General features: G+C 43.9%; 23 protein-coding genes. 10 read left to right on the plus strand and 13 right to left on the minus strand.

Annotated features, from left to right (window positions below; translation table 11 throughout):
• Positions 1-501: IS1595 family transposase (locus tag H6F42_RS15300; RefSeq protein ID WP_190400241.1), on the plus strand; the 501-nt coding region annotated here is incomplete at its 5' end.
• Here the strand turns inward: H6F42_RS15300 and H6F42_RS15305 are convergent.
• The 5 genes from H6F42_RS15305 to ppsA all read right to left on the minus strand — a co-directional run bounded on the left by H6F42_RS15305 (position 491) and on the right by ppsA (position 4,656).
• The gene (locus tag H6F42_RS15305) at positions 491-1,078 is read right to left on the minus strand and encodes a WG repeat-containing protein (protein ID WP_190400242.1); all 588 of its coding nucleotides are present in this window, start codon (positions 1,076-1,078) and stop codon (positions 491-493) included. The two genes, H6F42_RS15300 and H6F42_RS15305, sit on opposite strands and share 11 nt — an antisense overlap.
• Before the next feature lie 64 nt (positions 1,079-1,142).
• Positions 1,143-1,409: a hypothetical protein gene (locus H6F42_RS15310; RefSeq protein WP_190400243.1), complete on the minus strand. Its 267-nt coding sequence runs from the start codon at positions 1,407-1,409 to the stop codon at positions 1,143-1,145.
• A gap of 70 nt (positions 1,410-1,479) precedes the next feature.
• Positions 1,480-1,812, minus strand: a complete 333-nt coding sequence (locus H6F42_RS15315) for a type II toxin-antitoxin system RelE/ParE family toxin (protein ID WP_190400244.1) — start codon at positions 1,810-1,812, stop codon at positions 1,480-1,482.
• A gap of 7 nt (positions 1,813-1,819) precedes the next feature.
• The gene (locus H6F42_RS15320; RefSeq protein ID WP_190400245.1) at positions 1,820-2,080 is read right to left on the minus strand and encodes a type II toxin-antitoxin system Phd/YefM family antitoxin; all 261 of its coding nucleotides are present in this window, start codon (positions 2,078-2,080) and stop codon (positions 1,820-1,822) included.
• A 137-nt stretch (positions 2,081-2,217) separates the two neighbouring features.
• Positions 2,218-4,656, minus strand: coding sequence for a phosphoenolpyruvate synthase (gene ppsA, locus H6F42_RS15325; protein WP_190400246.1), 2,439 nt, complete (start codon positions 4,654-4,656; stop codon positions 2,218-2,220).
• 489 nt (positions 4,657-5,145) lie between these two features.
• Here ppsA and H6F42_RS15330 point away from each other — a divergent pair, with 489 nt between their 5' ends.
• Both H6F42_RS15330 and H6F42_RS15335 read left to right on the plus strand, forming a co-directional pair.
• Positions 5,146-5,409, plus strand: a complete 264-nt coding sequence (locus H6F42_RS15330) for a hypothetical protein (RefSeq protein WP_190400247.1) — start codon at positions 5,146-5,148, stop codon at positions 5,407-5,409.
• A 220-nt stretch (positions 5,410-5,629) separates the two neighbouring features.
• Positions 5,630-8,389 (plus strand): bifunctional acetate--CoA ligase family protein/GNAT family N-acetyltransferase, encoded by a 2,760-nt coding sequence (locus H6F42_RS15335; protein WP_190400248.1) that lies wholly within the window; start codon positions 5,630-5,632, stop codon positions 8,387-8,389.
• Positions 8,390-8,420: 31 nt separating this feature from the next.
• On the opposite strand, the gene H6F42_RS15340 is transcribed toward H6F42_RS15335, so the two are convergent.
• Complete coding sequence (locus H6F42_RS15340) at positions 8,421-10,079, minus strand: GMC family oxidoreductase (protein WP_190400249.1); 1,659 nt, start codon at positions 10,077-10,079, stop codon at positions 8,421-8,423.
• Between the two features lie 151 nt (positions 10,080-10,230).
• On the opposite strand from H6F42_RS15340, the gene rpsU reads away from it, so the two are divergent.
• Positions 10,231-10,422 (plus strand): 30S ribosomal protein S21, encoded by a 192-nt coding sequence (gene rpsU / locus H6F42_RS15345; RefSeq protein ID WP_009628553.1) that lies wholly within the window; start codon positions 10,231-10,233, stop codon positions 10,420-10,422.
• Between the two features lie 196 nt (positions 10,423-10,618).
• On the opposite strand, the gene H6F42_RS15350 is transcribed toward rpsU, so the two are convergent.
• The 3 genes from H6F42_RS15350 to H6F42_RS15360 form a co-directional block, all read right to left on the minus strand.
• The gene (locus H6F42_RS15350) at positions 10,619-11,125 is read right to left on the minus strand and encodes a thermonuclease family protein (protein WP_190400250.1); all 507 of its coding nucleotides are present in this window, start codon (positions 11,123-11,125) and stop codon (positions 10,619-10,621) included.
• Between the two features lie 142 nt (positions 11,126-11,267).
• Complete coding sequence (locus tag H6F42_RS15355) at positions 11,268-11,567, minus strand: hypothetical protein (RefSeq protein WP_190400251.1); 300 nt, start codon at positions 11,565-11,567, stop codon at positions 11,268-11,270.
• Positions 11,568-11,921: 354 nt separating this feature from the next.
• Entirely contained in the window at positions 11,922-12,422 is a 501-nt protein-coding gene (locus H6F42_RS15360) for a DUF2993 domain-containing protein (protein ID WP_190400252.1), read from the minus strand.
• A gap of 144 nt (positions 12,423-12,566) precedes the next feature.
• Between H6F42_RS15360 and H6F42_RS15365 the strand changes: the two genes are divergently transcribed.
• The 5 genes from H6F42_RS15365 (at position 12,567) to H6F42_RS15385 (ending at position 16,544) form a co-directional block, all read left to right on the plus strand.
• The gene (locus tag H6F42_RS15365) at positions 12,567-13,178 is read left to right on the plus strand and encodes a sigma-70 family RNA polymerase sigma factor (protein WP_190400253.1); all 612 of its coding nucleotides are present in this window, start codon (positions 12,567-12,569) and stop codon (positions 13,176-13,178) included.
• A complete protein-coding gene (locus tag H6F42_RS15370; protein WP_190400254.1) occupies positions 13,175-13,630 on the plus strand; it encodes a hypothetical protein in 456 nt (151 codons plus the stop codon). Before H6F42_RS15365 ends, H6F42_RS15370 begins: the two co-directional genes overlap by 4 nt.
• 35 nt (positions 13,631-13,665) lie before the next feature.
• Positions 13,666-14,289 (plus strand): Spy/CpxP family protein refolding chaperone, encoded by a 624-nt coding sequence (locus H6F42_RS15375; RefSeq protein ID WP_190400255.1) that lies wholly within the window; start codon positions 13,666-13,668, stop codon positions 14,287-14,289.
• 199 nt (positions 14,290-14,488) lie between these two features.
• Positions 14,489-15,490, plus strand: coding sequence for a heme A synthase (locus H6F42_RS15380; RefSeq protein WP_190400256.1), 1,002 nt, complete (start codon positions 14,489-14,491; stop codon positions 15,488-15,490).
• Positions 15,491-15,527: 37 nt separating this feature from the next.
• Positions 15,528-16,544, plus strand: coding sequence for a heme o synthase (locus H6F42_RS15385; protein WP_190400257.1), 1,017 nt, complete (start codon positions 15,528-15,530; stop codon positions 16,542-16,544).
• Between the two features lie 116 nt (positions 16,545-16,660).
• On the opposite strand, the gene ilvA is transcribed toward H6F42_RS15385, so the two are convergent.
• The 3 genes from ilvA to H6F42_RS15400 form a co-directional block, all read right to left on the minus strand.
• Complete coding sequence (gene ilvA, locus H6F42_RS15390) at positions 16,661-18,172, minus strand: threonine ammonia-lyase, biosynthetic (RefSeq protein WP_190400258.1); 1,512 nt, start codon at positions 18,170-18,172, stop codon at positions 16,661-16,663.
• A 24-nt stretch (positions 18,173-18,196) separates the two neighbouring features.
• Positions 18,197-19,516, minus strand: a complete 1,320-nt coding sequence (locus H6F42_RS15395) for a leucine-rich repeat domain-containing protein (RefSeq protein ID WP_190400259.1) — start codon at positions 19,514-19,516, stop codon at positions 18,197-18,199.
• 61 nt (positions 19,517-19,577) lie between these two features.
• A complete protein-coding gene (locus tag H6F42_RS15400; protein ID WP_190400260.1) occupies positions 19,578-20,288 on the minus strand; it encodes a C40 family peptidase in 711 nt (236 codons plus the stop codon).
• Between the two features lie 87 nt (positions 20,289-20,375).
• Here H6F42_RS15400 and H6F42_RS15405 point away from each other — a divergent pair, with 87 nt between their 5' ends.
• Positions 20,376-20,939: a 5-formyltetrahydrofolate cyclo-ligase gene (locus H6F42_RS15405; protein ID WP_190400261.1), complete on the plus strand. Its 564-nt coding sequence runs from the start codon at positions 20,376-20,378 to the stop codon at positions 20,937-20,939.
• A gap of 27 nt (positions 20,940-20,966) precedes the next feature.
• Here H6F42_RS15405 and H6F42_RS15410 read toward each other — a convergent pair whose 3' ends face one another.
• Positions 20,967-21,527 carry a GNAT family N-acetyltransferase gene (locus tag H6F42_RS15410; protein WP_190400262.1) on the minus strand — a complete coding sequence of 187 codons (561 nt, stop codon included), beginning with the start codon at positions 21,525-21,527 and terminating at the stop codon, positions 20,967-20,969.
• Between the last annotated feature and the right edge of the window lie 199 nt (positions 21,528-21,726).

Below are 21,726 nucleotides of genomic sequence, written 5' to 3' on the forward strand. Positions count from 1 at the left end.
GGGCGCAAAGGAAGGCGTAATCGGCTCAAAGGGATTCGGGGGCGGGGGACACTCGAGAAGGAAAAGCCCCCCATCTTCGGCATGATTCAGCGTGGTGGTGAGGTGGTAATTCGCATGTTAGAAAATGTGCAACAGCGCACTATTGAGCCTCTGATTAAAGCAACGATTGCCCTTGGTACTATGGTTTACACGGATGAATATGCTATCTACACCCCCTTACAAGATTGGGGCTATGCACACAAAACTGTTTGTCATGGGGTAGGTGAATATGCAAGAGATGAAGATGGTGATGGCTTTTGTGAAGTTCATGTCAATACGATGGAAGGCTTTTGGTCGCTTTTGCGTTCTTGGTTACGTCCTCATCGTGGTATTTCTCAAGAAAAGTTGCCTGTATATTTGAGCTTCTTTGAGTTTGTTCATAATGCTAGGAGAAGAGGTAAAGCTTTGCTCTGTGCTTTGCTTCAATCTCTACTTGCTTTACCTCCCCGTTTCACCTATTGAGCCAACAGTATTTATCCTGTCTAGCTGCTAATGCCCAACCTTCTGAGAAAGGTTCTATCCAAAAAGCACATATTTTTTGAAACTGGGGTTGTACAACGATTTTATATTGTTTGTCAACAAACCCTCGCAAACCTTTCATCACAACAGGAGCTAACCCGTTAGAAAATCCCCATGGAACTTCATCAAATTGAGGCTCAATAACTACTTTACCTTGCTTATCTATACTTCCCCATTTCTTGTCATAGGTAATGTAGTCTCCATCAGAACATCTAGCTGTATGACGATAAGATTCATCAGCAAAAGCTAGTATCCATGCAGTTCCGTCTTTAAAGTCTTTTACATCGTAAATAAGGGCATTTGCCTTACGTCCATTTGAGTAAATAACGGGATAGCCGTCAAGAATTATATTCCCTGTTAAGTCTATAAATTGCCAGCAAATCCCTTGTTTAACAGCAGCCAATCCTTCAGAAAATTCGCGAGCAAAATCAAAAAGTGGTTGGATGACAACCCTACCTGTCTCATCTTCATACCCATACTTATTACCAATTTTAACTGGGACAGGATAAATCTGATTCATAAATTTTTTAACTGGCTACTAGTAACTCACGCTAGACGTTGAAAATAATTTCAACTCAAATCTTCTAAAAAAGAGGTCGAGACCCACTGAGAATCATTTTGATATCATGATCAGACAAGTTATAAACTCTACCTTGTTCATCTTTAAATACAGCACCTTGTCCTGACTCACCAACTCTATAGATATGTACATGATCGTCATCAGTCTGCTTATCGCTTAGACTTGCACGGGCAGCTAGAATGTCAGTACATTTCCCATTGACAAACTTATGCTTGACTTTGTAAGAACCTTTATTGTCCCAACTATTTGCACTAGGATACCAGTCGCTCATTTATTTTTTGTATTTCTAAGATTTATGTCCAAAGTTATCATTCAAATACATACACCTTGTCAAGTGCTACTTAATACAATTTATCATCCGCCAACTCCAGATCTGAAATCAAATCTTGTGTAACAGCATAAACATCTCGTTTATCCCCTTCCTTACGTCTTCCCACCCCCACAATAACCACTACTACTCGATCTTGCTCAACTCGATAAATAATCCGATAACGCTGTCCCACAGCCCGAATACTACGATAGCCCAATAGTTCCTCAGATAAAGCCTTACCTTGCTTTTCTGGTTCATCCTTGAGCTTCTCAATTCTAGTCAAAATCACGCTCTGTTCACGTCGATCTTTGATAGCAGTAAAGAGTTTCTGCGCTTGAACAGAAAAAATAATTCTATATTCCATAGCTATTTTAGAAACCCAACTCTAACTTCAAGGCTTCTAAACTAATCGTTTGCCCTAAATCTGCTTGTCGGATACCTTCTCGCAAGTCTGACATAAACTCGCGATCGCTTAAAATCTCCATTGTTTCCACTAAAGAGGCAAACTGCTGCATACTCAAAGCAACCATTACAGGCTTACCGTCTTGCGTGATAATCGCTGGATCTCTGAGGTTCTTAGATAGCGCTGGTAATTGTTCCTGAGCTTCAGCAACAGTCAAATAATTAAGCATAATGTTTTTGTCTGAATGACTATCATTATTGTAGCGAAGTTTAAGTTGTTAAGATTGTACGATATCTAGTCAAGCGATCACCGCACGAAAACCTGATGTCAAGCACAAAAAAGCGGCGCGAAGCGCCGCTTTTTTATTTACATTTTGGCAAGTTCCAACATTGTCTTCAGGACAGAATCAGGATTGAGACTGATCGAGTCAATACCTTGCTCAACAAGGAACTTTGCAAACTCAGGATAATCACTTGGCGCTTGACCACAGATACCGATCTTGCGCTGGTTAGCCTTTGCCTTTTGAATCACTGTGCGAACCATTGACTTAACCGCTTCATTGCGCTCATCAAAGATGTGGGCAACGAGCGAAGAGTCACGATCTAAGCCGAGAGTCAACTGCGTAAGGTCATTGGAACCAATCGAGAAGCCATCAAAGACTTGGGAGAACTCGTCCGCCAAAATCACATTACTGGGGATTTCGCACATCACATAGACTTCCAAACCATTTTCGCCACGCTTCAAGCCGTGTTTTTCCATTTCTGCAAGCACCTTACGACCTTCTTCGGGAGTACGACAGAAAGGAATCATTGGAATCACGTTGGTTAAGCCCATGTCATTGCGGACGCGCTTTAGAGCTTGACATTCTAAACCGTAGGCTTCACGGTATTTCGGATCGTAGTAGCGGGATGCTCCACGCCAGCCGATCATCGGGTTTTCTTCGGTAGGTTCAAAGGCGCGACCACCGAGCAGATTGGCGTACTCGTTGCTCTTGAAGTCGGACATTCTCACCACGACAGGTTTGGGATAAAATGCTGCTGCGATCGTGCCGATACCATGCGCCAGCTTGTCTACAAAGAAATCAGCCTTGTTTTCATAGCGTGCTGTCAGTTGCGAGATTTCCCATTTAGCCGCTTTGTCTTCGAGTGTATCGAAGTTCATCAGTGCGAGAGGGTGCGCTTTGATGTGGTTAGCGATGATGAATTCCATACGCGCTAAGCCAACGCCATCGCAGGGAATGGAAGATAAGCCGAATGCTTCTTCGGGATTGCCCACATTCATCAAGATTTTTGTAGAGAGCGTAGGCAAATTGTCGAGAGAAGTTTCGATGACTTCAAAGGGAACCAGACCTTTATAGACTTTGCCTTCTTCGCCTTCTGCACAGCAGATGGTGATTTCTTGCCCTGTTTTAATTACGCCTGTAGCATTACCGCAACCCACGATCGCAGGAATGCCCATTTCCCTCGCAATGATCGCGGCGTGGCAGGTACGTCCACCTTGATTGGTGACGATCGCACTAGCCTTTTTCATGATTGGCTCCCAGTCGGGGTCAGTCTTGTTGGTGACTAGTACTTGACCTGCTTGGAAGTCTTCGATGTTATGGACTTCTAAAATCACATTCGCCTTGCCTTGACCGATCATCTCGCCCACAGCGCGACCTGTAATCAGTACATCACTGGAACCATTGAGTTTATAGTTTTTGAGAATGTTGCCAGACTTCTGAGACTGTACGGTTTCAGGACGAGCTTGAACGATGAACAATTCTCCTGTGCGTCCATCTTTTGCCCATTCAATATCCATCGGTGACAGCTTACCACGCACTTCCGAATAGTGATCTTCGATGATGCAAGCCCATTCTGCGAGTTTAAGAATCTCGTCATCGGTAATGGCGAACTTGACTCGTTCGGAAACTGGGACAGGGATATTCTTGGTCAGCTTACCGCCGCCAATGTCATAGACCATCTTGATTTCTTTTGTGCCGAGGCGTTTTTCGAGAATGGGACGGAAGCCTTGTTTGAGAGTTGGTTTAAAGACAAAATACTCGTCGGGGTTGACTGCACCCTGCACCACATTTTCACCTAAGCCATAGGCGGCGGTGATTAATGCTGCATTTTTAAAGCCTGTCTCTGTGTCGATGGAGAACATCACACCAGAAGAGGCGAGGTCGGAACGTACCATTTTTTGTACGCCGACGGAGAGAGCGATATCGAAGTGGTCGAAGCCGTTGATCGTGCGGTAGGAAATGGCGCGATCGGTGAATAGTGAGGCAAAGCAGCGATGGCAAGCATCGACAACTTCGTTTGCACCATAGACATTGAGGTAGGTTTCCTGTTGTCCTGCAAAACTGGCATCGGGCAAGTCTTCGGCGGTGGCGCTAGAACGGACGGCGACATCCGCTTCTTTACCGCAGGATGTCTCACAATCGCAAAGTTTCTGATAGGACATAGCGATCGCCATTTGCAGATCGTGAGGAAATGGCGTGCTAAGAACTAAAGCACGAGCCATGCGACCGCGATCGCGCAGGTTATTCATATCCTCAATATCAAGATCGGCAAAGAGTTCGCGTAGTTTTACTTCCAATCCTGCTTTCTCAATGAAGTAGCGGAAAGCATAGGCAGTAGTTGCGAATCCGTTGGGAACATTCACCCCTTTCGGTTGAAGCTGGCGAATCATTTCTCCTAGAGAAGCATTTTTCCCACCCACCAGAGGGATATCCGAAATCCCTACTTCATCAAACCAAAGAACTAACGCTTGTTCCTTGGGGATATTTCTAGATGTTTCTGAAGCAAAAGTCAAGCTAGTCATGATAATTTAACTCCCTAACCAAGTTAATGATTAGATCAAATTCATGGATCAAGATGGATCAAGTTGTCGCCTCAAACATTAGTTAAGAGATTAATTAAGAGATTAATTAAGAACTTTCCAATAAATGACTCATTAATTAAGTCTTAAAATCAAGTTTTTTTTTGCTTGGTATAAATACCTTGAATCCCTTGATACGTTCTAATTATATCTACTGTAAAAGCACCAAATTTGATCATCATCACATTTATTTACTAAGCTTCGCAAAGATTGACATTTATCTGAGAACTCATCCACTACAGCCTTGAGAGGATTTGAGTAGTAGAGACATATTTTGAAAGCGGCGCTTCGCAACGCTTTCAAAATATGTCTGGGTTTTATAAAGTCGGAAATCTTTGCCTTTACCAGTTTCTTTTGATGACCTACTTAGTGCCATAATGGATTGATAACTATAAAATATGCTGTCGCAAAAAGTTCTTCATTTGCCAAACCTTGATTTCTCCTATCCAAGCCCGCAACTTAATTTTTGAAGAAATTATGCGCGTTGGTGGACTTACGGCTCTTATTCATGTGCCGACATTGTTTGTTAAGCCTCAACAAGGACTAAACCGCTCTTCATGGCAGATCAAGCCCTACCTAGATTATTGTCGTAATCTCCAAATCGTTGAAGTAGTGGGAAATCACTGGGCTTTTTTAGGAGAGCCTCAAACTTTTAATAAGGAAATCGAAGATTTCTTAAGTTCTGGTTTATCGTAAGAGAAGGGCTATAATTACTATATTGAGAAAATCAAACAAGATTTATGGAGTCATTTCTAAAGCTCTCTCTACGTTAAAGATTTTGCATTAATTTAGTCACTTCTATAACAGTCTATAGATAGCACTTTATAGATGTGTACATTCTCATTTACGGTTTCCGAAGAAATTAAAGGCGTTCATTTTTATAGACAAAAAATGAATTTCGCTATAAGAGGTTGAAATGGAAAAAGTTGCTAAGAATTCTCAAAACACGATTAAATCAAAAACTTGTAATGATCCTGCCCATGATATTTGGAAGGGACAACGCCATCCCCTAGATTGTATTTTTCATCCCAGATCCGTCGCTGTAATTGGAGCTAGTGAAAGAGAGGGAAGTGTAGGTCGCACTTTATTATGGAACTTGATTCGCAGTCCCTTTGGTGGTACTGTCTTTCCCGTTAATCCTCAAAGGAATAGTATTTTAGGGATCAAGTCCTATCCTGATATTGCTACGGTTCCTGAAGTTGTGGACTTGGCAGTAATAGCCACTCCTGCGGCGACAGTTCCACAGGTAATTCGCGAATGTGTGGCTGTGGGAATTAAGGGGGCAATTATTGTTTCCGCAGGTTTTAAGGAAGTTGGGGAAGCAGGAGCCGCGTTAGAACAAGAAGTTTTAGCGGAAGCAAGGCGTGGGGGAATGCGAATTATTGGACCAAATTGTCTGGGGGTGATGAATCCTTTGGCGGGCTTGAATGCCACCTTTGCGGGAGCGATCGCCCGTGCGGGCAACGTCGCTTTTGTGAGCCAGAGCGGAGCGCTTTGTACTTCGATTTTAGATTGGAGCATCGGCGAAAATGTGGGATTTAGTGCCTTTGTTTCCATTGGTTCGATGTTGGATATTGGCTGGGGGGATTTGATTGAATATCTGGGTGATGATCCCCATACCCATAGCATCGTGCTGTACATGGAATCTATCGGTGATGCCCGTGCTTTTCTGTCGGCAGCCCGTGAAGTGGCGATGGACAAACCGATAATTGTCCTAAAAGTCGGACATACAGAAGCTGCCGCCAAGGCCGCAGCTTCGCATACGGGAGCCTTGACGGGTAGTGATGAAGTTTTAAATGCTGCCTTCCGACGGTCTGGAGTTTTGCGTGTGCATACGATTTCTGACCTATTTGATATGGCGGAAATATTGTCGAAGCAGCCACGCCCCAAGGGAAATCGTCTTTCGATTGTCACCAATGCGGGGGGACCAGGGGCGATCGCTACGGATGCTTTGATTAGTGGTGGCGGCACATTATCGGAACTAGCGCCCGAAACTTTACAGGAACTCGAACGCTTTTTGCCGCCCCAATGGAGCCATCACAATCCTATTGATATTCTCGGTGATGCTAGTAGCGATCGCTATGCCAAGACTTTAGAAGTGGTGGTTAATGATCCCAATAGTGATGGGCTATTGGTAATTTTGACTCCCCAAGCGATGACCAATCCCACTCAAACCGCCGAAAAGCTCAAAGCCTATGGTCAATTAGGTAAGCCCGTGTTAACCAGTTGGATGGGCGGAGCCGAGGTTGCAGCGGCTACTCAAATGCTCAACCAAGCGAATATTCCCACCTTTCCCTATCCCGATACGGCGGTGCGATTGTTTAACTATATGTGGCGCTACACCTACAATTTGCGCGGCATCTATGAAACGCCTTCGCTGCCTGCGGACTCCGAGCTCCATGCGCCCGATCGCCTCTCTGCCGAAAAGATTCTCAAAACCGTGAGCGATCGCGATCGCTATCTTTTAACAGAATATGAATCGAAGAAATTATTGGCAGCCTATGGCATTCCCACCATTGAAACGGAAATTGCCACCAGCGATCTCGAAGCTGTAGAAATCGCCGATCGCTTTGGCTATCCCGTAGTTTTAAAACTCCATTCCGAAACAATTACCCACAAAACCGATGTCGGTGGGGTGCGCCTCAATTTAGTTGATGCCGCCGCCGTAACCCTCGCCTTTAAGGCGATCTCTAGATCTGTAAAGCCTGCCGACTTCCTTGGCGTAACTGTTCAGCCGATGGTGAAAATGGAGGGCTATGAACTGATTTTAGGAAGTAGCCTTGATCCCCAATTTGGCGCAGTCATGCTCTTTGGGATGGGCGGACAGCTAGTGGAAATATTCAGGGATCGCGCCTTGGCTTTACCGCCATTAAATACCACCTTAGCAAGGCGGATGATGGAACAAACGCGCATTTATCAAGCTCTCCAAGGGGTGCGCGGACGTAAAGCGATCGATCTGGCAAAACTCGAACAGTTATTAGTGAATTTCAGTCAACTCATTGTTGAACAACCTCTAATTAAAGAAATTGATATCAATCCGCTATTGGTGTCTCCCGATGGCATGATTGCGCTGGATGCAAGGGTTTTACTGCATACGCTTGAGGATATCTCCCAGCGTCCCGTCCCCGCGATCCGTCCCTATCCCACTAAATATATGCAGTCTTGGGAATCGCACAAAGGCGATCGCTTTAATATCCGCCCAATCCGTCCAGAAGATGAGCCATTGATGGTGAAATTCCATCAAAATCTTTCTGAAGAAAGTGTCTACTTGCGCTATGCCCACACCGTGAAGCTAAAGCAACGCATCGCCCACGAAAGACTGACGCGCATTTGCTTTATTGATTACGATCGCGAAATGATCCTTGCTGCGGACTACAAAAATCTTGACACAGGCGAACATGAAATTCTAGGCGTAGCAAGGCTTAGCAAGTTGCATGGCACTAATGAAGCAGAATTTGCCCTAATTGTTTGCGATCGCTATCAACATCAGGGCTTAGGCACTGAGCTATTGCGTCAACTCCTCGCGATCGGCAAAGAAGAAAAACTTGAGGTGATCGTTGGCTATATTCTCAGTAGCAATGATGCGATGCAGCGTATCTGCCGCCAGCTTGGATTTGGGCTAAAAAGCGATCTCCAAGAAGGAATGCTAAAAGCCACCTTTCCTATCAATTTTTAAACAAAAAGCAGCGCTAGGCGCTGCTTTTTGTTTAAAAAACTCCCTTTCGCATTTCTTCAGCAATAAACTCACAGGCTCTGGCGGTAATTGCCATCTCCGTTAAGGTCGGGCTTTGCCAACCCGAAGAAGTCCAGCACGCCCCATCGGTAACAAAGAGATTAGGAGCTTCCCAAATTTGATTATGGGCATTTACTACGGAATTAGTTGCTGAGTTTCCCATTCTTGCACCACCTACCTCATGGATGTAGTATCCCGGAGGAGCCGAAAAAGCCATGGTGTCTTCCATCTTGCTTACAAATTCCGAAAATACAGGCACATGGAAGATCTCGGTCAACTTCATATTTTTGCCCCCCGCGAGTTTGATGATTTCATCAATCTGTCGGTGCATATGGTCGAGCATCAGATGTTCATTCTCTGACCATGCACATTCAATATGGGGTACAGGCAGCCCCCAAGCATCCACCACATCCTCACTAAGTTGAACTCGATTGTCATAGCGGGGCAAAACTTCGCCGTGAGCAATCAAGAAGCCAATCGAGCCATCCCCAACTTTTCGCAAAATATGAGGCAAATCAAAGCGCTGTACGCCGCCCCAGATGCCATAGCCGCGCAAAAATTTCTCCTGCTGCGCTTCTAAATTAGAGAAGCAAGGAATGAAAAAGCTGTCACAGCCCGACAGATCAAAGGTTTTAGTTTGCTTAATCTTCGGTAACAAAAAGAATGTCGAGGTGGACACATGATCCATCAAAAATCTACCGAGCATTCCCGAAGGATTAGTTAAGCCCGCAGTTTGATATTTATCAGTGGAGTGTAATAAAATCCGCACCGACTCAATTGTCGAAGCGCATAGAACTACTGTCCGCCCAAAAGCTTCATAGGCTTGATTAGTATGGCGATCAATATAGCCGACCCCACGCGCCCGATGGGTATCGGGATCAAAAATTACATGGCTGACGATCGCATCCGATTGCAAAGTCACATTTCCTGTAGCGATCGCCGCCTTAAGCGAAGAACCCAAACTGGAGTACATCGGCCAAGGCTGCTCTGGCGTGCGACGATGCAACCCGAAGCCCCGTGAAGGGATCAGGCGACGGTCTGACCATGTACTTTCGACAATTTGCTTGAGATGCTCCTCCGCAGGGGTGAGTGGCAAAGTTGCCTGATAGTCACCATCGGGCAGTTGGGCTAATCCCTCTTGGCTACCCCTCACCTGAAAGAATTTTTCTAACTTACTGTAGTAGGGCGCGAGATCGGCATAGGCGATCGGCCAGTTCTGCTCATGCCCATCACGGCTTGCCGCCTTAAATTCATAATCGGATAATCGTAAAGTGATCCCGCCCCAAGTTAAGCTTTTGCCCCCCACCTGACGACCCCGAATCCAATAAAAGGGCTGATCGGGTGGCGTAGTATAGGGATTGTCTTTTTCATCAATAAATAAATCAGGATTTGCCTTCCAATATCCGGGATGCATTGATTGATAGGACTGACGCTTAGCGATCGCCAGATTATATAAGCGCTTTGCCATATCCACAGCCTGATTGCCTAGCTCGGATGCATCGGGAGTCCGACCTGCTTCTAGGACAAGGACTTTCAAACCACGTTCGCTCAGTTCCTTGGCAGCCACGCCGCCATTGGCTCCAGAGCCAACTACGATCGCATCGTAAACTTCTGTAGAAGGATGGGGACTCATGTTATTTCTTGACAAACCTTTTGCTGAATAACCTTACAAAAATAAACTTTACAACATAGGCATAGATTTGCTAACCTAGTTAACCGCCGCCTAAATTAAAATGCGCCAAACTAAAGCATAATAAGAACAATACTTTGCTCCCAAAATAAGCATGACTCAAATAATCGTTGGTGAAAATGAAGGGATTGAATCGGCGTTACGTCGATTTAAGAAAAAAATCCAAAAAGCTGGGTTACTAGCAGATATTCGTCGTTGTCAGTATCACGAAACCGCAGGCGAAAAGCGTAAACGCAAAGCTGAAAATGCTAAGCGTCGTGGTCGTTTCCGTCGTCGTGATGTCTAAAACAAAAAAGGCTGTGCTAAGCACAGCTTTTTTGTTTTGTGATTCCTAATTACAGTCTATTGAGGCTTTGAGTAGTACAGAAATATTTTTAAAAGCGGCGCTTCGCGCCGCTTTTAAAAATATTTCTGGGTTTCAAGTAAGCGCAAGGGGCTATTAACTACAAAAAGGGTTGTGCGCTGCACAACCCTTTTTGTAGTTAATAGCCAACGCCTAAGAGTTTATTGTCTCGGCGAAATTGGCTCGGAGTGATCACATCGGTGCCATTTGCCCAAACGCCTAAATGATCGCTTTGCGCCTTTGACTCTAGCTCTGCGTAGCCTTGACAATCTTTTTCTTGCAGGCGATCGTAATGGGCAAGTCCAAGGGAAAGCATCACTTTGTTGGCATTTTGTCCACCCGCCATCACTTCGCCGTAGTACCTTCCAAATTTATCTTTTTTAAAGACTTTCACATAAATTTCTTCGTCTTCAAGGATATTTTGTAATACTTTGCGGGCATGTTCTCCCTCAGATTGGAGTAACTCAGGCGCATCAATACAAGCAAGATGTATTTTATTTTTGATCCCCCGATCCACAAGGGTGATGTTGTCGCCATCAAAAACTTTCACCCGCATTGGCACTGCTCCAAATTGCGCGAATACAGGTTGGATCGCGATCGCGAAGCACGCTAAGTTAGCAATAACGATGAAAAGGAACTGGGACAATTTCTGAGGAACAAGATATTTAAAAGACATTTATATGGATTGAATAATTAGGCGTGCGCGGCAAAGCTGCATACGCCTAATTATTCACTGGGAAGGGATTACGCAGCAAGCCGCTTAGGTGGGAAAGCTGCTTTTTTTTACTTTATGCTTCTTTACGGGTCTTATCGTTTATATAGTCCTCCATGAGATGACAGATGATGTAGTGTTGCAAGTCGGTAGCTAATGATTCTAGATAGCCTTTAGCATTGCCTATTTGCCATTCATAGCAAAGTCTATTGAAATGTTCTTGGATAATGCTGCTTTTTTCTGTCCTATGAATCTTATAAGAATCTATGTGTCTCATAGCTTGGTCAACTGCACCAACACCAAACTCGCTACACAAAATATCTATCACTAAACTATCTCTTGCTGTAACAGCTTTCACGCCATTGTTTATGTTCATTTATCTCAATCCTCATCTTGAATTTACTTTGATGTTGAGAAAGTTGAAACAACATAATGTAGAAGCACCAGACACTTATATTTCATTTGTATGAAACATAATCCATGATAATTCTTTTTATCTAAGCATATACTTAAAAAAATATTGTGTATTATATGAAACAAAACATAAAAATTAGCAGGATATCGCTAAAAGCTTGGTTTAAAGGCACTCGCGGGTTTTTATTTGTATAACTTATTGCTAACTTTTAAGTAACTTATTAGCTTGACAAAATCAATAATTTGTATCAATTAAACTTATACAGCAACCCTATTTCATTTAGGAGAAAAACAAATGGCTTAAGACTCTTGTTATTTATGTGGCAGCGATCGCAAATTCACCACGACATTTTGCGCCACCATTAGCGATCGCCAGTTCATGTAAGGTAAATTCATCGCCCAGTTTATGAACTAGATGCTCTAGTAATGCTCGAATCTCCTCATCGGTGGTAGCCGTAGGCGGCGCATCAGGGGCGATCGCCTCTAGAAAAATTGGTGACTTAAGACAACTTTGCAAATCATCGGGCGATAGCTCGACATCCATCGTCACGCGAATGGGATCAAGCAGGCGCAAGGCTTCTCCCTTGAGAATTTGAGCAATATTGAGATGAATCGCTTCAGCACATAGATCAATATTGGTGACTGCCAAGCCTTGATATTTTGCTCCCGCCCCAATCACATTTGCTTTGGGAATATCACCGCTTAGGATTTGACGACTTTTGCCAGCGATTTCAATTTCGAGGGTTTCGATATGCTCGACCTGCGATCGCAACCATAGTTTAATGATGGGAATTAAGACAGTACTAACAACAGACATGAATAGAGCCTAAAAGAAGAACGTGCAAAGTGTTGGATATTGAACCTATTGGTGACTCTAGCAGTCAAAATATGTAAGTTGATAGCCATTGATATTGCCTCAATTAGTATAGATGCATAATTGTTCAGTTCAAAGTTCAGATACATGTTCAGAACGGTAACTACAGCTATAGAAGCCCAAAATCCTCGCGATCCCGATCTGGCGATCGTGCAAGCTTGTTTGCAGGGTGATCCCAATGGTTTCAAAAAGCTGTATCAGAGACATCATCATAAGGTGCGCTCTACGCTCTATCAGTTATGTGGTTCCGATGGTCTGGATGATTTGGTGCAGGATGTATTTCTACGAGCTTGGAAAGGGTTAGCAAAATTTCGGCAAACTTCACAGTTTTCCACATGGCTTTATCGCATTGCCTTTAATGTGGCAAGCGATCGCCGCAAAGCTCTTGCCAAAATGCGATCGCGTAATGTTGCTGTGGAAGATGACCAATTAGCAAACTTATCGGATGAGGCGATCGCCCGTGATGGTTATCAGCAAGCAGGGCTAAACCAAATGCATTATCAAGACATCATGCAAAGAGGATTAGCTAATCTCAGTGAAGATCATCGCGCCGTATTGGTACTACACGATCTAGAAGAGATCCCCCAAAAGGACATTGCAGAGATTTTGTCCATTCCCGTCGGCACAGTAAAGTCCCGATTATTTCATGCCCGTAGTGCCATCAGAAAGTTTTTAGAAGCGCAAGGAGTCGAACTATGAAAAATCTTTCCCAAGAATCTCAAAACAACTTTGATGGAGATCCTCGCGATAATTCAGATATGACTCTAGTTAACTTTCTTAAGCAAAATAAATTGATCGCGCCGCCCCCTGCTCCTAATTTTGAGCAACAACTATTTGCAGAGATTAGCAAATATCCTCAGAGAAAAACAAATAAAAATTTCCAGCGTTGGCAGCCTTGGCTATTAGCGATCCCCGTCGCGATCGCCGCAGGTTTTGCCTTTAACTGGGCAACTAATCGTTCGCAAATGCAAATTGCTATTAACTCCAATCAAAGCCTAATTAATAGCCCCATGAGTGAATCCGACAAAGCGGCGATCGAGCAGTCGCTTATTAGCAGTTGGACAGTTACCGATGATGTTGTTTATCAAGCCACAGCTACTAGTTCTGAAGCTCAGATTTTGACAGAACTAACTCCCCTTGAATACGAGTAATCCCACTAATAAAAATATTAATAAACGAGAAATATATGTTGAAATCGATGATGGTTCGTTATTTAGCCCTTACCGCCGCAGTAGTCACCACAAGCAGCGTTATTTTAAGTGCTACCGCTAATTTGCAATCCCAATCGCAACCTCAAAACCAAAATCAAATATCTTCTGCGCCAAAAACTGAATTACCACCAGCTAATAAACTTGCGGAATTATCACCACCCGATCAAATGGCGGAGCGCCCTAACGCGCCAGACATGCTCTCAGGAAAAATGCTGAAGCAACTAAATTTAACCCCTGAGCAGCTAAAAAAGCTGAAAGAAGTCCGCGATCGCGATCAAGGCAAAATGCGTGAACTGGCTCAGCAATCGCGCCAAGCAAATAAAGAGTTGCGAGATTTGATGGCTGGCAATGAAAGCAATGATGCATTGCGGACTAAACACAATCAAGTACTCACGCTTCAGCAAGAACTCCAGAAGCAACATTTTGAGAGAATGTTGGCGATGCGTGAAATCCTGACTCCGCAGCAGCGATCGCAGCTTAATGAAATGATGTCCAAAAATCGCAATCGCATGAGGGACAACATGAGAGAAGGTATGCGTGATCGCATGGAGAAGCGGATGGAAAAGCGGGAAGAGATGCGCGATCGCGCCACATTATAAAAAGGAGAGAGTCGTCACAAAGTGACGACTCTCTCTTTTTATAAGTAGCTGGGCTTAGTACAAATACCTAACGCGAAGAAATTGTTAAATACCTTAACCAAACCTAGAACTGCTCTTAATATGAACCTTAATTGTTACTAATACTTACGTTGAATTTACCAAGATTCACGAAGAAAGCCTGAAACTTAATTGAACCTGCATGACTGACTCTTTATCTTCTTACGAATCAGCACAAACTGCTGAACCCATTGCTAATCGTAAATCTGAAAGCAAAAACCGATTTGTAGAGCCAGTTATCTTGATCCGTCGCATGGCTTTTGGCATTGCGATCGCGACTTGGATGGTGATGGCGATCGGTAGTGCTACTCGTGTAATGAATGCTGGTTTGGCTTGTCCTGACTGGCCGCTTTGCTATGGGACGGTTTTACCTGCTGAGCAGATGAATCTGCAAGTATTTTTAGAATGGTTTCATCGTCTAGTGGCTTCGAGCGTGGGCTTTGCCACCATAGTTTTGTTTGGAGCCAGTTGGTATTTTCGACAAGAACTTCCTAAATGGTTACCTTGGGCAACCTCAGGATCATTATCGCTAGTGGTTTTTCAGGGTATCTTAGGCGGGCTGACCGTTACTCAGTTACTTAGATTTGATATTGTCACAGCCCATCTGGGAACAGGGTTGTTATTTTTTTCGAGTTTATTAGCGATCGCAACAGCTTTAAAATCCCCAAAGAATTCTTTGAATGAGCAAAGCTCTTCTCAAAAATTGGCTTGGCTGGGCTTAACCGCCGCCCTATTGGTTTATTTGCAAAGTATTCTTGGAGCATTAGTTGCTTCCCAATGGGCTTTACATCAATGTTTTGCCTCACAGGATATGTGCATCGTTTTAAATGCCCACCTCATTGGCGTAATTCCTGCAACCCTTGCCAGTATTGCTTTAGTCGTGACAGTCTGGTTAATTAAAGCGATCGCGCCGATACTTCGATTAGTGGGATCGCTCGCAGGTTTATTAGTATTTGCTCAAGTGGCGATCGGCTACGCAACTTATAAACTGCACTTACAAGTCGAACCCCTGACCATTGCTCATCAAGCTACGGGTTCAGCATTGCTAGGAACCCTTATTTGCTTTACTGTGTTAGCTTTTAGAAGCTCCCAAAAAGCTACCCAACCATCAGAACAGATTCAAGCGCAACCTGCGATTCGCTAACTGTCATAACTGCGAAATATTTTAGGAGTTAAGCGCAATGCAAGAAACAGCAGTTCAAGAATTAACTATTTCCGAAGATAATATCTTCGCTCCCTCTGAGCATTTATCTAATCAATTAATTAATCGTAGTTGGCGCGAGACAATTCAAGATTATACGGAGCTAACAAAGCCACGCATTATCGTACTGTTGCTGATTACCACCGCAGGGGCGATGTGGATTGCTTCAGAAGGCAATGTCGATGGCTTTTTAATGTTTGTAACGGTTTTGGGCGGCGCGATCGCGGCGGCTTCGGCAAATGCGATTAACTGTTTATACGATCGCGATATTGATGCCAAAATGGAGCGCACCAGTTGGCGACCAATTCCCTCTGGTCGAATTAAGCCGCTCAATGCCCTAATTTTTGCGATCGCCCTTGCCGCAATTTCTTTTACCCTACTAGCCGTCTATGCCAATCTCTTAGCCGCATGTCTTGCGATGTCAGGGATTGCCACTTACGTCGGTGTGTATACGATTTGGCTAAAGCGCTCTAGCACTCAAAATATTGTTATCGGTGGTGCAGCAGGCGCAATTCCCCCTCTCGTAGGTTGGGCAGCCGTAACTGGAGAATTAAGTTGGGCTGCATGGGTTTTATTTGCGATTATCTTCGTTTGGACTCCGCCGCATTTTTGGGCGTTGGCTTTAATGATTCGTGATGAATATGCCAAGGTCGGCGTGCCAATGCTACCTGTCGTGGAGGGTGCAGAGGTAACCGCTAATCAGATTCTGCTCTATACCCTATTAATAATTCCCGTCTCCTTGCTGCTGGTTTTTCCTTGCAATGTGATGGGGTTAGTCTACGGAGTATCGGCTGTTGGTTTAGGTGGAACATTCATTTATAAGGCAACTCAGTTATTAAAGGAACCAAGCGATCGCAATGTGGCGCGATCAGTGTTTAAATATTCGATTCTCTATTTAGCCCTACTTTGTGTGGCGATGGGAATTGATAGCTTGCCTCTTGCCCATATTTCCAGTCAACAGGCGATCGCCTTGCTACAAATACCCAATAATATCTAAATCCCAAAAAAGCCTTGCAATGCAAGGCTTTTTCTTTAGAGCGATTGTCATTCTTGTTAGGAGATAAACCCAAAAGGCGAGTTGCGGCGCAACTCGCCTTTTGGGTTTGATTTTTCCTAGCCTAAAAACAACTTATAGACTGGGTTCTGGCTTTCGTCCCAATAGCGATAGCCCAAACTATCTAGAAAAATTTGCCATGCTTCCATATCCGAGGGAGGCACTTGCACACCGACCACAATGCGACCGTAATCCGCCCCATTATTGCGATAGTGAAAGAGGCTAATATTCCAATTGGGACTCATCGAGCCGACAAATCGCATCAAAGCTCCCGGACGCTCAGGAAACTCAAATCGATAGAGCAGTTCGTTATGGGCAAGAGGCGATCGCCCGCCGACCATGTGGCGCAAATGTAGCTTTGTGAGTTCATCGTCAGTAATTTCAATTGCAGTAAAGCCATTTTCGGCGAAGGTTTTTGCCATATTGGCGGCATCGGCACGGTTGACAATCTGCAAACCGATGAAGATATGGGCGATCGCTTGATCAGCGATGCGATAGCTAAATTCTGTGAGATTACGCTTGCCCAAAAGCTCACAAAATTTCCGCAAACTACCCGCCTCTTCAGGAATTGTCACCGCAAAAATGGCTTCACGATGTTCGCCTAGTTCCGCACGTTCCGCAACAAATCGGAGGCGATCAAAGTTCATATTTGCACCACAGGCGATCGCAACGAGGGTCTGCCCCTCAATGCCTTCCCGTTCGACATAGGCTTTAGCACCAGCGATCGCCAAAGCGCCCGCAGGTTCCAAAATTGAGCGCGTATCCTCAAAAACATCTTTAATCGCCGCACAGGTGTCATCGGTATCTACGAGCAGAATCTCATCGACATATTGCTGACAAAGGCGAAAAGTTTCTTGTCCAACTTCGCGCACCGCCACACCATCCGCAAATAATCCCACTTGCTCAAGGCGCACGCGATGTCCTGCTTGCAGCGATCGGTACATCCCATCAGAATCCACAGGTTCCACCCCAATAATCTTAATTTCAGGACGTAAGCGCTTCACATAGGCAGATATTCCCGAAATTAGCCCACCACCACCGATCGCCACAAAAATTGCATGGATCGGCTTCTGATATTGGCGCAAAATCTCCATGCCAATCGTTCCCTGTCCCGCAATCACATCGGGATCGTCAAAGGGATGGATAAAGGTTAAATTTTTCTCTTTCTCAAGTTGACGCGCATGGGCATAGGCATCATCGTAGGTATCACCATGTAAAACCACCTCACCACCACGCATTTTCACTGCATTTACCTTTACCAATGGCGTAGTGACAGGCATCACGATAATCGCCTTTGTCCCTAGCTCACTGGCGCTGAGGGCAACCCCTTGGGCATGGTTGCCTGCGGAAGCCGCAATTACTCCATTAGCGAGTAAATCTGGCGGTAATTGCGCCATCTTATTGTAAGCACCACGCAATTTAAACGAAAAGACTGATTGCATATCTTCCCGCTTGAGCAACAGCCGATTATTCAATCTTGCTGATAAATTGGGAGCAATCTCTAATGGAGATTCTTGCGCGACATCATATACGCGAGCTTTAAGGATTCTTTCTAAATAGTCAGATTGCACAACGTCATCAACTTGGGTATCAATTTAGCAAGCTATAATTTTACTGCTTTTTAATACCAACAAATTGTTTCTGGCTTCACAGGACAGGTCACCCCCAGCGCTTAACCATAGTTGCTTCAATTTAGTCAACTTAGCTAAAGGTTGGTGGTTTTTAATCGGGTTTTGACCAAGACTCAAACTTTCAAGGTTCGCTAGATTTGCTAGTGGCGAAATATCACTAATTTTGTTGTCATAAATCCCCAATTGAATCAATTTCCTCAATCTGGATAAAGGCTTGATATCAGAAATTTGATTTTCACTCACAAAGAGATATTCTAAATTGGTTAGATTAGCCAAAGGCTGAAGACTCACGATTTTGTTGTTAAAGGCTCGTAAGTCCTTGAGATTTACAAGCTTTGCCAAAGGCTGAAGATCGGTAATTTGGTTGTTGGTAATCCAGAGATCGGTTAGGGCGATCGCCTGAGAGATGGGTTGTATATCTTTGATTTGATTATAAGATATCTGAAGATCTGATAGTTTCTTGAGATTGCGAAGGGGCTGAATATCCCTAATTTGATTACTGTCAATCCAGAGTTGACTAAGTTCTGAGAGTCTCGACAGAGGCTGAATATCTTCAATCCGATTATTGGAAATGAAAAGTTCTTTTAGCTGCGTAAAGTTCGCCAAGGGGTCTAGACTCTCAATACCATTCACATATAGCTCTAAACTAACAAGATTAGGAAGGCTTCCTAAACCTGTCAGATCAGTGATGCGATTGCCAGCCAATTTGAGAGATTTCAAATTCTTGAGTTTGGCAATAGGTTGGAGATTATTCCCCAGTCGATTGGCACTTAAATCTAGAAATTCCAATTGAGTTAAATTAGTGAGAGGCTGAATATCTGCAATCTTGTTGTATTCCAGTCCTAAACCTGTAAGTTTTGTTAAAGATGATAAAGGCTTAAGATCTTCGATTTGATTATTGTTGCTCAGTGAAAGTTGAGTGAGATTGGTTAGCGCTGATAAGGGGCGTAGGTCAGTGATTTGATTTTGGTCGAGATTGAGTTCCTGCAAGTTTTTGAAACTGGCAATTACATGTATATCGGTAAGTTCTTTACCCGATAGATTGAGGCTAGAAAGACCCTGTAATCTCAGATTTGCCTCTTCGCAATCACTAGTACCAGCAACTTCAAGCAAAACATTGATCGTCTTTTCTAATGGGGCGGGCAGGTCAGATTTTTGTTTGCATAGTTCCTTAAAGCTATCTGGTTTAGAATTAGGCGATCGCTTGATTTCGCCAGCCTGTGCAGTTTGAGAACTTAGAAGCAAAACTATAGAAAGAATTGTGGAGCTAATGGAAGTTTTCATAGATTAGTTACTTAGGATTTAATTAAGGCGGGGGGAAGCGCCGCCCTATACTTTTTAGGATTTAGAGTAGAGGTTGGGGCAAATCGCCAGCCTCTACTCTGGGTATGAAGCATTTTGTGATTCTTGCTGCGCCTCGTAATTGCTTGGCATACCATTGCGATACTCGGTCTTGTCCTGATAATTCGCTAATAGCAATACCATTATGTCCATGCTCCTTTCCAGAGCTATGAATATACGCATCATTGCCCATAGAATCGCCAATATAAATGCCCACATGGGTTGCCTTAGTTGGAGAGCCAAAAAAGAGCAAATCCCCGATCGCAATTTCATCTAAGGATAGGCGATCGCCAAAGGCTTCTTGTTGATAGGCATCACGCGGAATCCAGACCCCGATCACCGCAAAGGCAGCTTGCATTAAGCCCGAACAGTCATAATTAGGCGCAACCGTGCCACCCCACAGATACTCATTAGGGGTTGCCATTGCCGATTGGATAAACTCAACAACTTGTGGCAGGCGATCGCGTATTTCTCTACTACTTAATAACTTAGGAAAATTAGCCACATAGCTCTGGCGATCGCTAATAACTAGCTTTGATAAATCTTGAAGATTTAATAAGCCCTCATAACCATCTTCTAGCAATTGAATTTTGAGATAATTAGCTTCTGTATCTAACACTTGCAAGTATCGCCCCTTTGCCATCTGAGTCGCAAGGCTCTCTAGCATTGGAGAATCATAGATGTTAAGGTCAGCCAAACTTTGATAAATTGTCATAGTATCTTCTGCAATTTAATAAGAAACCAATTTTTGATATCGCGGCTTCGTCTCGCCATCAAAAACTAGTTTCTTATTTTAGGGAATATGGCTATCAATAAAAAACAACTTAGACGGGAATTTCTCAAGCAACGTCTTCAAATACCTCAAGAGACTTGGCTATCTAAAAGTCAAAAACTAGGCGATCGCCTGATCGCATGGGAAATATTTCAACAGGCGCAGAATATTCTTGCTTTCACTAGCTTTCGCCAAGAGCCAGATTTGAGTAGACTATGGCAAAATTTTCCTCACAAAAATTGGGGATTCTCCCGATGCGTCGGGCAAGATTTAGTTTGGCATCAAGTTTCTATTAGCGATTTTGATAACTCCATGCGATCGGGACGCTATGGCATTTGGGAACCGATCGCAGATTTGCCAACTATGGATTTAGTCAATATTGATCTGATCTTAATTCCTGCGATCGCCGCAGATTCTCAGGGTTACCGATTGGGCTATGGTGGCGGATTTTACGATCGCTGGCTACCTCAAGCCGTAGGGATGAAAGTAGGAATTATTTTTGATGAATTTTATGTAGATGAACTTCCCCATGATGCTTGGGATATTAAATTAGAGGCGATCGTCACAGATCAGCAGCTAATCCAACTAAGTTGAGGCGTTGCCTCAACTTAGTTGGATTAGCTACAAAAAAATATTTTGAGGTTGAGTCACCGCATACATTTTCACGTCCCAAGAGCGATTTTTGGTAAACACATAATTATGCAAAATCCCTTCAAACAGCATTCCCGATTTTTCTAAAACTCGCGCCGAGCCAACATTTTCCACCACACAAAAAGCCTGAATTCTCAATAAAAACATCATATGGAATCCAAAAGCGATCGCTGCCTTGCTAGCTTCCGTCATCAAGCCCTGCCCCCAATATTCCCTTCCTAACACGTACCCCATTTCCGCCCGCCGATGGCTTGGTGTAAGATGTAAACTACAAGAACCGATCAATTGATTACTTTCCTTCTCCACAATTCCCCAACACATTCCCTTGCCTGAGCGATAGATCTCCCATACAAAATTGTGCAAATAGTCATAGGTATCATCAATAGATCGATGATAATCCCATAGCGTATAAGCAGTTGTCTGTGGATCACTAGCATAGGCAAAAATATCCTCAGCATCTTCCAAACCCATCTTCCGTAGGATAAGGCGAGGTGTTTGCAAGGTTAAAAATTGTTCTGGCAGATCTAGCATGATTGAAATTATAGCTATTTAGCCAAGCGAAGATCTAGGCGATCGCCCCATCAATCACAACTAACAATAATAGGGAAGTCTTCTAATATAGCAAAAGAAGGGAAAGATAGGACATAATATTAAAGAAGGAGAGCCAAAAAAAGAACCGAAAATGACAGCAGCCTACAGCCTAGATTTACGAGAGAAAGCAGTATCAGCC

Source organism: Pseudanabaena sp. FACHB-1998, from assembly GCF_014696355.1.
Lineage (GTDB): Bacteria > Cyanobacteriota > Cyanobacteriia > Pseudanabaenales > Pseudanabaenaceae > Pseudanabaena.

Bases quoted from the DNA above. Each gene is read 5' to 3' on its own strand.
- ppsA (WP_190400246.1), bottom strand. From the start codon at position 4,656: ATGACTAGCTTGACTTTTGCTTCAGAAACATCTAGAAATATCCCCAAG.
- H6F42_RS15370 (WP_190400254.1), top strand. From the start codon at position 13,175: ATGAAAAATCTTTCCCAAGAATCTCAAAACAACTTTGATGGAGATCCT.
- H6F42_RS15320 (WP_190400245.1), bottom strand. From the start codon at position 2,080: ATGCTTAATTATTTGACTGTTGCTGAAGCTCAGGAACAATTACCAGCG.
- H6F42_RS15355 (WP_190400251.1), bottom strand. From the start codon at position 11,567: ATGAACATAAACAATGGCGTGAAAGCTGTTACAGCAAGAGATAGTTTA.
- H6F42_RS15365 (WP_190400253.1), top strand. From the start codon at position 12,567: ATGTTCAGAACGGTAACTACAGCTATAGAAGCCCAAAATCCTCGCGAT.
- H6F42_RS15305 (WP_190400242.1), bottom strand. From the start codon at position 1,078: ATGAATCAGATTTATCCTGTCCCAGTTAAAATTGGTAATAAGTATGGG.
- H6F42_RS15335 (WP_190400248.1), top strand. From the start codon at position 5,630: ATGGAAAAAGTTGCTAAGAATTCTCAAAACACGATTAAATCAAAAACT.
- H6F42_RS15400 (WP_190400260.1), bottom strand. From the start codon at position 20,288: ATGACAATTTATCAAAGTTTGGCTGACCTTAACATCTATGATTCTCCA.
- H6F42_RS15310 (WP_190400243.1), bottom strand. From the start codon at position 1,409: ATGAGCGACTGGTATCCTAGTGCAAATAGTTGGGACAATAAAGGTTCT.
- H6F42_RS15375 (WP_190400255.1), top strand. From the start codon at position 13,666: ATGTTGAAATCGATGATGGTTCGTTATTTAGCCCTTACCGCCGCAGTA.
- H6F42_RS15385 (WP_190400257.1), top strand. From the start codon at position 15,528: ATGCAAGAAACAGCAGTTCAAGAATTAACTATTTCCGAAGATAATATC.
- H6F42_RS15410 (WP_190400262.1), bottom strand. From the start codon at position 21,527: ATGCTAGATCTGCCAGAACAATTTTTAACCTTGCAAACACCTCGCCTT.
- H6F42_RS15395 (WP_190400259.1), bottom strand. From the start codon at position 19,516: ATGAAAACTTCCATTAGCTCCACAATTCTTTCTATAGTTTTGCTTCTA.
- H6F42_RS15340 (WP_190400249.1), bottom strand. From the start codon at position 10,079: ATGAGTCCCCATCCTTCTACAGAAGTTTACGATGCGATCGTAGTTGGC.
- H6F42_RS15405 (WP_190400261.1), top strand. From the start codon at position 20,376: ATGGCTATCAATAAAAAACAACTTAGACGGGAATTTCTCAAGCAACGT.
- rpsU (WP_009628553.1), top strand. From the start codon at position 10,231: ATGACTCAAATAATCGTTGGTGAAAATGAAGGGATTGAATCGGCGTTA.
- H6F42_RS15380 (WP_190400256.1), top strand. From the start codon at position 14,489: ATGACTGACTCTTTATCTTCTTACGAATCAGCACAAACTGCTGAACCC.
- H6F42_RS15360 (WP_190400252.1), bottom strand. From the start codon at position 12,422: ATGTCTGTTGTTAGTACTGTCTTAATTCCCATCATTAAACTATGGTTG.
- H6F42_RS15315 (WP_190400244.1), bottom strand. From the start codon at position 1,812: ATGGAATATAGAATTATTTTTTCTGTTCAAGCGCAGAAACTCTTTACT.